This window comes from Acinetobacter pittii (assembly GCF_022449185.1).
Lineage (GTDB): Bacteria > Pseudomonadota > Gammaproteobacteria > Pseudomonadales > Moraxellaceae > Acinetobacter > Acinetobacter pittii_I.
The window spans coordinates 428,040-442,407 of record NZ_JAKUKO010000002.1 but is presented as its reverse complement, the minus strand read 5'-3'; the positions used below and the strand labels follow the sequence as shown (position 1 = coordinate 442,407).

Annotated in this window: 11 protein-coding genes; 2 read left to right on the top strand and 9 right to left on the bottom strand. The window is 37.9% G+C overall.

The features are described from left to right. Positions 1–32: 32 nt before the first annotated feature. The gene (locus tag MKX14_RS08115) at positions 33–341 is read right to left on the bottom strand and encodes a hypothetical protein (RefSeq protein ID WP_046811856.1); all 309 of its coding nucleotides are present in this window, start codon (positions 339–341) and stop codon (positions 33–35) included. Positions 342–927: 586 nt separating this feature from the next. On the opposite strand from MKX14_RS08115, the gene MKX14_RS08110 reads away from it, so the two are divergent. Next, positions 928–1,728: a hypothetical protein gene (locus MKX14_RS08110; protein ID WP_240282227.1), complete on the top strand. Its 801-nt coding sequence runs from the start codon at positions 928–930 to the stop codon at positions 1,726–1,728. A 60-nt stretch (positions 1,729–1,788) separates the two neighbouring features. Here MKX14_RS08110 and astE read toward each other — a convergent pair whose 3' ends face one another. The 8 genes from astE to MKX14_RS08070 all read right to left on the bottom strand — a co-directional run bounded on the left by astE (position 1,789) and on the right by MKX14_RS08070 (position 13,437). Beyond that, on the bottom strand, positions 1,789–2,763 hold the full coding sequence (gene astE / locus MKX14_RS08105; protein WP_240282226.1) for a succinylglutamate desuccinylase: 975 nt from the start codon (positions 2,761–2,763) through the stop codon (positions 1,789–1,791). A 12-nt stretch (positions 2,764–2,775) separates the two neighbouring features. Then, entirely contained in the window at positions 2,776–4,119 is a 1,344-nt protein-coding gene (gene astB / locus MKX14_RS08100) for an N-succinylarginine dihydrolase (RefSeq protein WP_108009986.1), read from the bottom strand. 18 nt (positions 4,120–4,137) lie between these two features. Beyond that, positions 4,138–5,607, bottom strand: a complete 1,470-nt coding sequence (astD, locus tag MKX14_RS08095; RefSeq protein ID WP_086399341.1) for a succinylglutamate-semialdehyde dehydrogenase — start codon at positions 5,605–5,607, stop codon at positions 4,138–4,140. Continuing rightward, the gene (astA, locus tag MKX14_RS08090; RefSeq protein WP_016142929.1) at positions 5,607–6,638 is read right to left on the bottom strand and encodes an arginine N-succinyltransferase; all 1,032 of its coding nucleotides are present in this window, start codon (positions 6,636–6,638) and stop codon (positions 5,607–5,609) included. Before astA ends, astD begins: the two co-directional genes overlap by 1 nt. A gap of 18 nt (positions 6,639–6,656) precedes the next feature. Continuing rightward, positions 6,657–7,871, bottom strand: coding sequence for an aspartate aminotransferase family protein (astC, locus tag MKX14_RS08085; RefSeq protein WP_005078409.1), 1,215 nt, complete (start codon positions 7,869–7,871; stop codon positions 6,657–6,659). A 135-nt stretch (positions 7,872–8,006) separates the two neighbouring features. Then, a complete protein-coding gene (gdhA, locus tag MKX14_RS08080; protein WP_017387023.1) occupies positions 8,007–9,281 on the bottom strand; it encodes a Glu/Leu/Phe/Val family dehydrogenase in 1,275 nt (424 codons plus the stop codon). 1,031 nt (positions 9,282–10,312) lie between these two features. Beyond that, a complete protein-coding gene (gene mmuP, locus MKX14_RS08075) occupies positions 10,313–11,746 on the bottom strand; it encodes an amino acid permease (RefSeq protein ID WP_240282225.1) in 1,434 nt (477 codons plus the stop codon). Between the two features lie 413 nt (positions 11,747–12,159). Then, positions 12,160–13,437 carry a hypothetical protein gene (locus MKX14_RS08070; RefSeq protein WP_240282224.1) on the bottom strand — a complete coding sequence of 426 codons (1,278 nt, stop codon included), beginning with the start codon at positions 13,435–13,437 and terminating at the stop codon, positions 12,160–12,162. Positions 13,438–13,564: 127 nt separating this feature from the next. On the opposite strand from MKX14_RS08070, the gene MKX14_RS08065 reads away from it, so the two are divergent. After that, complete coding sequence (locus MKX14_RS08065; protein ID WP_240282223.1) at positions 13,565–14,353, top strand: class I SAM-dependent methyltransferase; 789 nt, start codon at positions 13,565–13,567, stop codon at positions 14,351–14,353. The last annotated feature ends 15 nt before the right edge of the window (positions 14,354–14,368 follow it).

Below are 14,368 nucleotides of genomic sequence, written 5' to 3'. Positions count from 1 at the left end.
TTTTCTCCGTAGTTTTTCAACTAACAATTTGCTTATTTCGCTTTTATTTCATTTGCTGGATCTTTTTCTGGATCAATCGGTTGAATAGAAAGATCACTTTTTGTGTCATAAAAAGGGACGGTATCAGCTGATACCGATTGAGGATGAGTTGAATGTTGAGATAGATTTTTAGGTTGAGTAGGCTCCTTAAGTTTAGAAAGAAAGGACGCGGTGTCTGGTTGTGGCGAATTCGACTCATGTAAAGCAGAATTGAACACATCAGATGCACCACTTGTTGGCTTAAGATAAAGAACAACGGCGACCAAGCCGACCAATACAAGAAGGGAAGCAATAATTTTCATCTGTCATATCTCTGTTTTTTTGTTTATAGATATCTATTTTTATTTTTGATTATTCGAAATAAAGTGTCATTTCTTTCAATATATTTCATGTGAAATTTCTATTTCATGAAATATACAAACCTGAGAAAAGCCAAAGTACCTTTTCCCGAATAAACAAAAATACAGTTCTGCCCTGTACACTTATATTTCTGGCAGAAGATGGTTCAAAAAAGTACTAAAAAAGCACTCCATTATCATAATAAGCAATAATTATGCCGTTTCCTCTAATAAATAATTAGATTCACATCACATTTAAAGATATAAAGAACAAGTCAGGAAAAAACGAAAGAGAAAAAATTAAAGGATATTTTTTAAAAAAGGAAAGACAAGGGAGCTTAATTAGAATATCTAACAAATAAATGTTCCTTTTCACTTTATTATTAATTTTTATTAATCTTCACAATTTATCCCTAGTCTGTTTACTCAACGTAACACTGTTGTAACATTTTGATGAAGTTAGTTCCCAAGCCCATATTTCCTTGGCTATGATTCGCTTGCGTTTATGAAATACCTCACTAAAAGGGTATATTCTTTGAAGGATATCGCAATGAAAATGATGAAAACAGCTATCGTTACTGCAAGTGTTCTTGCTTCTGCCTCTATTTTTGCACAAAGTGCGGGCGTTAATGCAGGTGCTTCTGCTCAAGTAAATGTACAACCGGGTGGTCTTGTTAGTGGCGTAGCCAATACAGTCAAAAATACTGCACATACTGTGGGTAGCACAGCAAAGCATGCTGGTCATGTAGCGGCTGACACTACAGTTAAAGCTACAAAAAAAACAACAGGAAAAGTGACTGAACTTTCTTCTAAAGCTGCAAATGGTACAAAACATTTTGCTGCCGAAGCTGCGACAGGTACTAAAAATGTAGCAACTAAAGCTGCAACTGGTACTAAACATTTTGCTACCGAAGCAGTAACAGGTACTAAAAATGTAGCGACTAAAGCTGCAAACGGTACTAAAAACCTAGCAGTTGAAGCGAAAGCTGATACAAAAGCACGTGTTGATGCTGTAAAAACTAAAGTTGCAGAAAAACAAGCAGACCAAAAAGAATTTACTGCTGAAAAACAAGCTAATGCTCAAGCGCATGTAGATGCTGTAAAAACTCGTGTAGCTCAAAACCAAGCTGAGCAAAAAGAGTTTGTAGCTGACACTAAAGCTGATGCTCAAGCAAAATTAAATGCAGCTCAACCAGCTCATGCAATTAATGCTCAAACTGGTTTAAATGTTGGTGTTAACGTTGGTCCTGTTGGAGTTAACACCAATGCAAATATAAACGCTGGTGCTCAAGCATCTACACAAAAAGCTGAAAAGAAATCTTGGGTTAAAGGTCTTTTCGGCACTAACTAATCAGTTATAAATAAAAAAGGGCAATTAATTGCCCTTTTTTATTTGTCAAAAATCAAGTATTCAACTCGTTTCAGTTAAAACTAAGCCTGCACGCAAACCAAGCTTAACATTTGGGTTTGGAAATAAAATCCAGACCTGATCTTGCTCAACGACATAATTACCAGAAGGTTGAGTTGCAATGATTTCCCCTTTGGTAAAAGTCGAAAAATTCGGAGCTTCAGCAGATAAATTCATCTGAAAATCTTCATCTTTTTTAATTAAAGAATCAGACACTTTAAAGACGCGAATTTTTGTTTTATTGCGTAGCGGCAAGGCTTGCTCAGAAACTACATTACGAATAACTTCATCAATTGCAGCAAATTGACTCAAGTCATTTTGCCCAAATGGTAAGGCTTTGCCTAACTCTAAAGTTGCGCTCGCAGCTTTAAAATTCTCACTCGTAAAATGTGTAAATGTTTTACCTACCGCATTGTGATAAACCAAAGCATCTAAATCGGCTGCTTCAAGACTTGCTGTTAAATCAGCATCATAGCCATGCGTTTGATAGGGAAATAAAGCAAAGGTTGGTAACAATGAAGCACGAATTGCTGTGTGTAAATCATAGTGATAGCGTTTAGCATCACTTGCACTTTCTTGAAAGAAATTTGTGACAACTTGCTCTAAAACTTCAGCACGCTTTGATTCTTCAGTCACGGCTAGAGTTTTATATCCACCACAAAACATTCGATTTACATCGTCATGCACATAGCGTTTGCCTTGACGCATTGCATAAGGGTTACCCAATACAAGCAGCAACCTCACAGCAAGGTTTAAACGCCCTGCAAATAAATCCGTGCAAAGATGAGATAATAATTCAATTGGTGCTGTTTCATTACCATGCACTCCAGCTGACAGTACGACAGCTTTGTCGTACTGTGCGTTTGGCGTACATTCAAGAAGTCCTTCACCCAACCAGCGCCAAGAAAAATTATTTTGTTTTCCTTCGCGAGTTGTAGGCTGCTCACCTTGTAAGGTTAATGCTAGAAAATCTTGCATGTCACCTCCTCATTATTTTTGGAAAGGATAAACCGAACCCAAACCTAAAATTTTGGTCAGTTCATCAAGCGCCATACGGCTTTCCATGAGTAGGTGCGGATCAGCCAAATCTTCTTGTGCTAAACGATCACGATAATGTTTATCAACCCATTGATTGAGTGTGCCAAACAACTGATCATTCATGAGTACTTTTGGATTTACGGCATTTAACTCAGTTTCGTTTAAAGCTACACGTAAACGTAGACAAGCTGGACCACCACCGTTACGCATACTTTCGCGTAAGTCATATACCTGAATAGCATCAATTGGTGTGCCCATTTGAATCATGTCATTTAAATAGCCCCACACAGCTGTATTTTGACGAGACTCTTCTGGTACAACGATAGTCATTCCACCATCTGGACGAGTCAAAATTTGGCTATTAAATAAATAGGTTGCTACGGCATCGTCAACGGTAACACGGTTTTCAGGGACTTCAATTGAAATAAAGTCTTCACCGATGCTTGCCATTTTTTGACGAATTTCAGCAAAGGCCTGATCTTGATTTAAAAAGGCATGTTGATGATGGAATAAAACCTGTTGGTTACTTACCGCGATCACATCATTATGGAAAACGCCCTGATCAATTACATCCGGATTTTGCTGAACAAAAACAGTATGTGCATCATCTAAACGGTGCAAACGTGCAATTGCTTCACTTGCCTCACGCGTTTGACGAGCCGGATAGCGTTTTGGTCCCGGCAAGCCATTATTTAAATGTTGTTGACCATAAACAAACACCTGAACACCGCGCTTAGCATAATCACCACCTAAACGATTGTGATTGGCTGCACCTTCGTCACCAAACAACGCCACTTGTGGTAAAGCTTCATGGTGTACAAAGTGGCGTTCATTTTTAAAGATTGCTTGTAAAACTTGGCTTGTAGTTTCAGCTTCAATTGAACGGTGAAACTTATTGTTCAAGTTCGCTGCTGTAAAATGCACGCGCTCATCTTGACTATCTGCCGAAGGTGAAACAGTAGCCGCATTGGCAGTCCACATTGGAGAAGCTGAACTTAAAGATGATAATAGCTCTGGTGAATAACGCATTGCTTGAGCAACAACGCTAATGTCATCACCTGTAAAACCTAAACGGCGTAACATTGGAACATGTGGACGCTCATGCGGAGCAAGTACACCTTGTTTCATTCCCATGTCAGCCAAGGCTTTCATCTTTAGCAAACCTTGTTTCGCTGCTAATTTTGGATTCGAGGTATTATTACGGTTTTTTGTCGATGCTTCATTACCAAACGACAAACCCGCGTAGTGATGTGTTGGTCCCACTAAACCATCGAAGTTTACTTCATATCCTTTCATTTTTTCTTTCCCTAGTGTTTAAGGCAACACAATCCCTGGAGATAATTTTTCTGGTAAGGTTAGGCTGTCACTTTCAAGTGATGCCATTGGCCAAGCACAATAGTCGGCAGCGTAAAAAGCACTCGCGCGGTGATTACCTGACGCCCCTACACCACCAAACGGTGCAGCACTTGAAGCCCCAGTTAATGGCTTGTTCCAATTCACAATACCGGCACGCGCTTCAATAAGTAAGTCATCAAACAGTTCACGTTTTGGTGAAACCAAACCAACTGACAAGCCAAAACGAGTTGCGTTAGCAATTTTTAATGCTTCATCAAAGTTGTCATAACGTTGAATGGTCGTAAGCGGACCAAAATATTCTTCATCCGGAATATCTTTCACGCCTGTTACATCAACAATACCCGGAGTAAGTAGCGAGCTGTCTTCTTGAGGACGCGTCATTGCTAATAAACTTTTTGCACCCAGCTCAAGTAACTTTTGCTGAGCATGCATCATATTTGTTGCAGCAACTGACGAGATTACCCCACCCATAAAAGGTTGTTGTTCGTCGTTCCAACGGCCAACTTTTAGGTTTTTAGCAACTTCAACAAAACGTTGAATAAATGCATCACCTTCAGCACCATTTTTTACCAAGATACGGCGTGCACATGTACAACGCTGACCTGCCGAAACAAAAGCAGATTGAATAGCAAGATTAACTACTGCATCAACATCAACAATTTCATCAATAATCAATGCATTATTGCCGCCCATTTCAAGCGCAAGAATTTTTTCAGGTGCACCTGCCATTTGCTTATGCAAGTGATAACCAGTGTTTGCACTTCCGGTAAACAATAAACCATCAATTTCATGTGAAGCAGCTAATGCTTCGCCCGTGGTACGTCCACCTTGCACCAAATTCATCACACCATTTGGCAGACCAGCTTGCTGCCAAAGTTTTACAGTTTCTTCAGCAGTCCATGGCGTTAATTCACTTGGTTTAAATACAACTGTGTTGCCAGCAAGTAATGCCGGAACAATATGCCCATTTGGTAGATGGCCCGGGAAGTTATATGGACCGAAAACCGCAAGTACACCATGCGGACGATGACGTAAAGATGCCACACCATCAGCCATTTCAGTTGAGCTTTCGCCTGTACGCTGGTGGTAAGCACGAATCGAAATCGCAACCTTGCCAATCATTGATTGAACTTCAGTTAATGTTTCCCAAAATGGCTTACTGGTTTCTTGGCTAATGACTTCTGCTAAATGCTTTTTATTTTCTTCAAGCAAAGCGGCAAATTTTTCAACAATCGCTACACGCTCTGCAAGTGGTAAACGCGCCCAAGCTGGAAACGCAGTACGCGCTGCCTGACAAGCTTGCTCTACATCAGTAGCAGTAGCCTCGGCACCTGACCATACAGTTTGGTTATCAACTGGATTTGTTTTTTCAAATGTTGCACCGCTGCCTTGTAACCAGACACCGTTTATAAATAAAGAGTTTGACATCAGGATACTTCCATTGGATTTAGTGATAACACACGAACAACGTGACCTTCTTGTACACCGAGTTTTTCAGCTTGTTCATGTGTTAAATTTATTGTGTTATCAACAAGATCAAGCTTTAACAACATTGCCTTATAGTCATGATAATTATCATTGGCAATGAGATATTGGGTCTTACCGACCGTAGCTTCACTTGTAATTTTGACGTTTAGTAACTGACTTTCTTTTACTGCTCTCAATTCATCAATATTGGCTTCAATGGTTGGACCAGCATCAAAAATATCGACATATCCTTGATAACGTAAGCCTTCCGACTCAAGCACATGATAAGCAGGCAAAGTTTGTGGATGCATTTTTCCAATTACCTCTTGCGCGTCTTTTGGCAAGAGATCTACATAGACTGGGAAACGTGGCATAAGCTCTGCAATAAACACTTTTTGCCCAATTCCACTTAAATAGTCTGCTGTCGAAAAATCCATATTAAAGAAATGGTGACCAATTGCATCCCAAAATGGAGAACATCCATTTTCGTCTGAGAAACCACGCATTTCAGCAATTAACTTTTTCTCGAAATATTGCTTAAAGGCAGCGATAAACATAAAACGGATTTTCGATAAGAATTTACCGTTTTGGTTTTCACGACGCTCTGGATCTAAAAATAGTGTACAGAGTTCGCTACTACCTGTTCTGTCATTACTTAAAAATAAAGTAGGTAATGACTTATAGACATTTAATGCTTTTGAAGCGTGTACTTGAGTACCAACATGAAAGTTGTACCAAGGTTCAATGAGCCCTACAGCAACTTCAATTGCACTTAATCCAATAACACGTTGAGCTTCTGTATCTTCAAGAACAAATAAATAGCCTTGTTCACTTTTATGGACATTGCCATTTAAAGTATTGCGAGTACGTGAAATTCGAGCCGAAAGTGTATCCATATTTTGTGGCAAGGAAGTCAGGCCTACACCCGACTTACCTGCTAATTTATAAATATCTTCAAGGTCTCGAAACTCGGCATGACGGACGATCATCATGGCTAGCTTTCCTTTTTTTTATTTAGCCAACTTTGCCAATGCGCGTTTTAAACGAGCAATTCCTTCATCAATATCTTGTTCAGGAATAATTAGAGACGGTGTAAAACGAACCACGTTTGGTCCCGCGATTAAAGCAAGCAAACCTTCTTCGCCCGCCCATGTGGTAATGTCTTTCGCTTTCCCTGCATACTCAGCTTTTAATACACAACCAATGAGTAAGCCTTGACCACGAATTTCTTCAAAAATCGGGTACTCAGTATTTAATTTATTTAATGCGTCTAGGAAATATTGATGACGATGTTTTACACCCTCAAGTACTTCAGGCGTATTAATAAACTCAAATACTGCACCTGCAACCGCACTTGCTAACGGGTTACCACCATAAGTCGTACCATGTGTACCGACAGAAAAATGCGGAGCAAATTTATCTGTTGTTAACATTGCACCGACCGGAAAACCACCACCTAGTGCTTTTGCAGTCGTTAGCACATCTGGAATAACACCAGAGTTCATGTAGGCATACAGTGCACCGGTACGACCAACACCAGTCTGTACTTCATCAAAAATCAGCAATGCACCGAACTCATCACACAGTGCACGCAAACCTTTTAAAAATTCGATGTCAGCAGGAATAACACCGCCTTCACCTTGGATTGGCTCAACAATCACGGCACATGTTTGTTCATTAATCACCGCTTTTGCAGCTTCTAAATCATTAAAGGCAACATGGTTGATACCATTTGGAAGTGGTGCAAAGTCTTGTGAATATTTAGGTTGACCACCCGCTGAAACGGTAAATAAGGTACGGCCATGAAACGCATTGTTAAATGCCACAATGCCACTTTTGCCAGCAACACCGCTGTCTAGTCCAACTTTACGAGCTAGTTTTAATGCTGCTTCGTTCGCTTCTGCACCTGAATTACAGAAGAAAACCTTGTCTGCAAATGTATTTTCGGTGAGTTGTTTTGCAAGGCGTAGAACGGGTTCATTTGTATAACCGTTGCCTACATGCCAAAGTTTTGTTGCTTGTTCTGTTAAAGCATTTACTGCCACTGGATGCGCATGACCTAATGCGTTTACTGCAATCCCGCCTGCAAAATCGATATATTCTTTATTTTCTTGATCCCAAATACGTGAACCTTCACCACGTACCGGAATGAAATTTGCCGGTGCAAAAACTGGAACCATCCAGTCGTTAAAGTTGCTTCGAGTTACAGAAATTGGCTGTTCCATGCTTACCTCAGTATTTATTTAATATATTCGATAACACTTAAATTTGAATAATTCAGAAAAAGGGAATGAGCAAATAAACCCTATAACATCCTTTATATTTGCTCAAACCACTTTTTCTAAAGTAATTTCCGCAGATTAGCCTGGGAAAATACCGCGTTCTTTACGAGCTTTTAAGATACGCTCACATGCCAAGATGTAAGCTGCTGTACGTAAAGTACAAGCGTTGCTGTTTGCTGTATTCCAAACGTCATGCATAGCTTGAACCATCAACTTATCTAAACGTTCGTTGATTTCTTCTTCGGTCCAGAAGTAGCTCGCCATGTCTTGAACCCATTCGAAGTAACTTACAGTTACACCGCCGGCGTTACATACCACGTCAGGAACCACAACAATGCCACGCTCAACTAAAATATCTTCAGCTTTAGGATAAGTCGGGCCGTTCGCGCCTTCTAAAATCAACTTAGCTTTAAGTTTTTGAGCACGTTCAACTGTGATTTGACCTTCTAACGCAGCAGGAATAATGATGTCTACATCTGCAGTCCAGAAATCTTCATCAGCAATTGCTTGCGCGCCAGCGAAACCACCAACACCACCTTGGTTTGCATTTACGTGTTCACGTAATGCAACAAGATCAATACCGTCAGCATTGAAAATTGTGCCAGTGTGGTCTTGAACGTGAGTGATTTTTGCTTTTGATTCAACAAACAAGAAAGCAGCTTCACTACCTACGTTACCAAAACCTTGAACAGCGATTTTCGCGCCTTCAATTGGTAAATTGATTTTTGCAGCTACTTCGCGACCTGTAACGAATACACCGCGACCAGTCGCTTTCACACGACCTAAAGAACCACCTAAGTGAACTGGCTTACCAGTTACAACACCAGTTACTGTATAACCTTGGCTTGTAGAGTAAGTATCCATCATCCAACCCATAATATTGGCATTTGTACCAACGTCTGGAGCTGGGATATCTTTTTGAGGCCCGATAATGTGACCGATTTCAGTCGTATAACGGCGAGTTAAACGTTCTAATTCGCGATTTGAAAGTTTACGTGGGTCAACACGGATACCACCTTTTGCACCGCCAAATGGCAAGTTCAAAACAGCAGTTTTAATTGTCATCCATGCAGATAACGCCATCACTTCATTTAAATCAACGTTTGGATGGTAACGTACACCACCTTTACCAGGACCGCGAGACAAGTTGTGTTGTACACGGTAGCCTTCAAAGTGCTGAATAGAACCGTCATCCATTACGATTGGCACGTCAACAATAAGCGCACGCTTTGGACGTTTTAAAGTGTCGATAAACTCAGCTAAGTGGTCTAAGTACGGAGCAACACGGTCAATTTGTGCCAAGTAAGTTTGCCATGCATCGCTGTGTTCGTTTACGTATGAAAGATCTGACATCTTTTTTCCTATATACTTTCATAGACTCAGATTTGATAAATCCGTAGTCTTTATTATTCAGCAACCAAAACCTTGCAATAACAAAGTCTTAGTTTATTTACTAAACCTTCTGCTCTTCTAAAGCATTAGGTTTTTTAAATTCCATTTGTTGATACTAAAAGTATGATCTACTTTTATATATCGATATCTTTTACAAGCTTTCTTTCATTTAAGTTACTGTTTATAAAGCTATCTTTATAAAAGCAAAGTTTAACCGCAACCCACTTAATCCAGTCGGTTGAAATATAAATACAAAAGAAATGGCATAACCGTTTGGGAGTTAAAAAGAACGATGATTTATAAAAAAATCATATGTCCATAAAAATTATTTTGACTAATCGATAGATCCCTCCATTAGTCTTTTTAAAAATAAACATTGTTCAATAATGCTACAGATTAATTATCTCTACACATACCGCTTAAAATTAAGCCGGAACATAGCTATAAAATCTTCCAATAAATATAGCATAGAGCACACTCATTTAGAACATTTTAAAATAAATAAGCAGAGAAAAAATAATCAAATCGCACTAATCCTTATAATAAAAAAACAACAAATATTAAAAAAAGCTTAACTTTAATAAAAAAAATTTATAGGAAACACAAAATCATAATTTAAAAAAATACAAAAAATTAAAATTATAAATAACAATAACTTAAAAATTAATCACCTTCGTAAAATTGTCAAAAAACTATACCCTCTCTACATTAAATCTATAATAAGTCCATTTCTAATTCATATTTCATAAAATCCCAAAAACCTCTTTATCAAATAACCAAGCTAAACATAGACTTAATCAAATATTAATAATAAATAAATATTAATAACAATCCGATAAAAGGTAATTTTATAAAACAATATTTGTTTTCATGATTAAAAATAAAACTTCATTTTAAAAAAAAATACAGAAATTCTCTCCTCTGTAGTTCCTCTAAGGCACAAAAAAGGCCCCTTTCGGGACCTTTTAAAACACATTTTTCGACTAAAAAGCTTAGCTTTGCACTAGATCTTTCTTTCGATAAAAAATGAAGTAGCTTGCATAACATAAAATGATAAAAATAATGCAACAGATAAAACCAACTTGCATAGATGGGTCAAACACCATACTGATACAGGTAATGATACAGAACAGCCCACCTACAATTGGAGTAAGAGGGAAAAGAGGCGCGGCAAAACGTAGATCTTTTGCTGTTTTACCTGACTTATACCACTGTCTACGGAAGTTAAATTGTGAAACGCAAATAGCAATCCAAACCACAACCATCGTAAAAGCAGCTACTCCCAACAAATTCTTAAAAATTGTTTCTGGCGCGAATTGTTCTGAAAGCAATCCAGGAATTGCACCAAACATAGTTACAGTAATGGCAACAATCGGTGTTCCAGAAGGAGTTAATTTAGAAAATATTTTTGGTAACTGATTTTTCGCCGAAAGCGACCACATCATACGTGAAGCAGCAAACAAACCAGAATTTGCAGCAGATAGTAAAGCCGTAATAATTACAAAGCGAATAATGTCTTCTGCGTATGGAATACCAATATAGTTAAATACCGTCACAAAAGGACTATTACTTACTTCATTTGCACTAAGGCCTGCAAGCTGGAACGGCAGTAATGAACTAATCACCACAATTGTACCAACAAAGAAAATCAGTAAACGCCAAATAGCCGCATTGATTGCTTTAGGAACTGTCTGTGCTGGATTCTCGGCTTCCCCCGCCGCTACTCCAATTAATTCTGTGCCCGAAAAAGCAAAGTTAACAATCAGCATAGTAGCAAAAATTGGGAAGAGACCGTTTGGGAACCAACCGTGAGCAGTCAGGTTGCTAAATAATGGCGCTGTTTCATGTCCGTGGTAAGGAATAAAACCAAAAATTGCCAGCAAACCTAAACCAATAAAACAGATGATTGTAATAACTTTGACGAGTGCCAACCAGAATTCAGATTCGGCAAATAATCGAGTTGAACTGATATTAAGGAAAAAAACTAAGGCGCCAAAAAAAAGAGTCCAAGCCCATACCGAGGTAGATGGAAACCACTCCTGCACCAATAAAGCTGCCGCAGTAAACTCAGTCCCCAAAGTTGCAGTCCAAGTTAACCAATAGAGCCAAGTAATCATATAGCCCGTACCCGGACCAATATAACGGCGGGCGTATTCACCAAAAGAACCTGATTCTGGTACATGAACCGCAAGCTCACCAAGACATAACATCACGGTATAGGCAATTAAACCGCCCAAAAAATAAGAAATAATTGCGCCAATTGGGCCTGCTTGGGAAATTACATCACCAGACCCTAAAAAAAGACCTGTACCTATGGCACCGCCAAGGGAGATCATCACCAAATGTCGAGTACTCATTGCTCGTTTCAAAGGTGCAGAACTTCCATGTTGCGATGCATCATTATTCCGATAATTTAATGATTGCATATAAAAAACTGTAACGACAATTTAGTAAAAAATCATTTTAGGAGAAAAAAATAAATATGCAATTATCTTTGAATAGTGAACTTATTTTAACCAAGCTCTTCAGGTAAAAATAAAATATATAGTAAAAACATTTAGTTATATTCTTTTATAGCTATAACTGTATTTTAATTAATCTTATATTATTTCTACAATTTATGTATTATGAAAGCCCATTTATTTTTAAATATAATATTTATATACATTACTGGTTATGCCTACTTTAAATACAGCAGATCACCATATAATAAACCTACTATTTATTTAAATAATGAATTTTAAAATAATATACAAATAAGTTTATAAAAAAATATTTTTTCAGCAAAAAATAAAGCCCAAACCTAAAGGTCTGAGCTTTATTTAAACACTATAAAGTTTTAATAGCTGATGGTAGTCAACTGTTCTGTAGGTTGAATTGAACCTTCCGTAAATTCACACAGCCCTTGTTCATCACAAGATAAATTTAGTTGCTTATAGCTAATCGCAAAAGAATCCGAATATTTTTTGATTACAAAAGGACTCATATCCGATGTTAAAGGCTCTTCACTCTTGAACAATTTAATAATCTTACGATCATTCATCGCTAACAAATAAATTTCATTATTTAATTCAATACGCACTACACCAGTTTGCTCAGCCACAATTGGAACCAAATAAGATTTATTCGCCAGTAGAGTATCTACTGTATAACTTTCAAACTTTGAATTGATAAGGTTAAATATCAAAATTAAACCAAAGCTAGTCTGCAAGCCTTCTTTATAATTTGCATCTTCTTGAGTTCTTTGTACTTTAATACCAAGCTTTTGAAAGTCCAACTCAGTTGCTTGATTTGTTTTTATCAGACTACGTGTAATAGCCTGTTTAAGTGGATTATCAAAATAACGTTCATCTAGCTGAAAATCATTTTGGCGTAATATTTTTAACAACATTTCATCATGATGTGAAAGTACATGCGCAAGTACATTACGGAAGTAAAACTTACTTTGCTTTTTGACCTTACGAACTTGCTGATAAAAATAGATTTCATCGAAATCATGTTCAATAAAATCATGCAACAAACTTGAGCTTGCCAGTACAGACAATGCTTCATGACCAGTAAATGGTAAATGAATCGTATGTAAGCTAGGTAACAGCTCTTTTATATTTAAGTAATGTTCACGGTCAATCGAGAAATATGGGTCATAAACAATAACGTATTCACGCGCTGAATCGACATCTTGCGGCTGAATCTGCATGTCCTTGTTTGCTACCGAATCAAAAAACTCAGCGTAGCGTCGGTCTTCAACATGCTCTGGGTCAATTGAATATTGAGGCACAAATGCAATCACACGGTTCATATTCAATAAATTAGAATATTTGATTGCCGCATAGCCGCCCATTGAACCGCCATAACCCACAATATTTTTAAAGCCTTCTAGAATAGGCGAAATTGCTTTTGCCAGCTCAATCATGCTTGCTTGAGGAAACCATGATTTTTGTTTTGGCATTACCCCAATAACATTATATTGGTATTTAATTAGAGACTTTTCAGCATTGATAGATAAGCCACTCGCTCTGGTAATCAAATCGCCAAAAGAGAGAACTAATGTATTAGAATCGCCTGGTAAAAAAATGGCTCTAATGTGTTCGTCTTCAAAAATAATTTGCTTATCCATGCTCACACCGAAAGAAAATTTACTCCCACATACAACGTCAAAAATGAAACAAAATAGGTGTTTTGCCAATTTATGATTGCGGAGTATCTTATTTTATAGATGCCAGTCAGATTAAAAAGCGCAAAATATGACACAATCCTTACATCCTGCCGCTCAAAAAGGCTTCAGTTCAGCTGCTGAACTATATCAGCAAGTTAGACCCAATTATCCCGCAGAAATAGTAAGTTGGCTGCAAAATTGCCTACAAATACAGGAAAACTCTACTGTTATTGATCTTGGATCGGGTACTGGCAAATTCTTACCCTACTTAAAACAAACGCATGCAGATGTTATTGCAGTTGAGCCAATTGGCGAGATGTTACAGCAGCTTCAACAAGTTTATCCTGATATCAAAACATTACAGGCTTTTAGCCATTCAATTCCTGTAGAAGATCATAAAATTGATGCCATTGTTTGTGCGCAATCTTTTCACTGGTTTGACAACCTTGATACCCTAACAGAAATGCATAGAGTATTAAAACCAGAAGGACATTTAGGGCTAGTTTGGAATCAACGAGACGAACGTACAGATTGGGTCAAGGCTTTAGCTGACTTCCTACTTCCACTTGAAGGTGACACACCTCGTTATCATAGTGAAAAGTGGAAACGCGTATTTGAACAACAAGATTTATTCGTATTTGATAGCCTACAAACATTCACACAGTCACAACACGGTTCTGTCGAACAAGTCGTAAGCAAACGTTTACTCTCTACGAGCTTTATTGCTGCAATGACTGAAAAAGATCAATTACAACTCAAAGCACAGTTTGAAAAAATTGTTTATGATTTTACGGGATTAGGTCCTCAAGATCAGATTGATTTTCCATATATTACGTATGCATATCACTTTCAGAAAAGTACGTTACCCATTAAATAATTAGTGAATAGGTTT

What these genes read in the sequence shown, in the direction of transcription:
- MKX14_RS08115 (WP_046811856.1), bottom strand. Translation starts at nt 341, where the DNA reads ATGAAAATTATTGCTTCCCTTCTTGTATTGGTCGGCTTGGTCGCCGTT.
- MKX14_RS08110 (WP_240282227.1), top strand. Translation starts at nt 928, where the DNA reads ATGAAAATGATGAAAACAGCTATCGTTACTGCAAGTGTTCTTGCTTCT.
- astE (WP_240282226.1), bottom strand. Translation starts at nt 2,763, where the DNA reads ATGCAAGATTTTCTAGCATTAACCTTACAAGGTGAGCAGCCTACAACT.
- astB (WP_108009986.1), bottom strand. Translation starts at nt 4,119, where the DNA reads ATGAAAGGATATGAAGTAAACTTCGATGGTTTAGTGGGACCAACACAT.
- astD (WP_086399341.1), bottom strand. Translation starts at nt 5,607, where the DNA reads ATGTCAAACTCTTTATTTATAAACGGTGTCTGGTTACAAGGCAGCGGT.
- astA (WP_016142929.1), bottom strand. Translation starts at nt 6,638, where the DNA reads ATGATGATCGTCCGTCATGCCGAGTTTCGAGACCTTGAAGATATTTAT.
- astC (WP_005078409.1), bottom strand. Translation starts at nt 7,871, where the DNA reads ATGGAACAGCCAATTTCTGTAACTCGAAGCAACTTTAACGACTGGATG.
- gdhA (WP_017387023.1), bottom strand. Translation starts at nt 9,281, where the DNA reads ATGTCAGATCTTTCATACGTAAACGAACACAGCGATGCATGGCAAACT.
- mmuP (WP_240282225.1), bottom strand. Translation starts at nt 11,746, where the DNA reads ATGCAATCATTAAATTATCGGAATAATGATGCATCGCAACATGGAAGT.
- MKX14_RS08070 (WP_240282224.1), bottom strand. Translation starts at nt 13,437, where the DNA reads ATGGATAAGCAAATTATTTTTGAAGACGAACACATTAGAGCCATTTTT.
- MKX14_RS08065 (WP_240282223.1), top strand. Translation starts at nt 13,565, where the DNA reads ATGACACAATCCTTACATCCTGCCGCTCAAAAAGGCTTCAGTTCAGCT.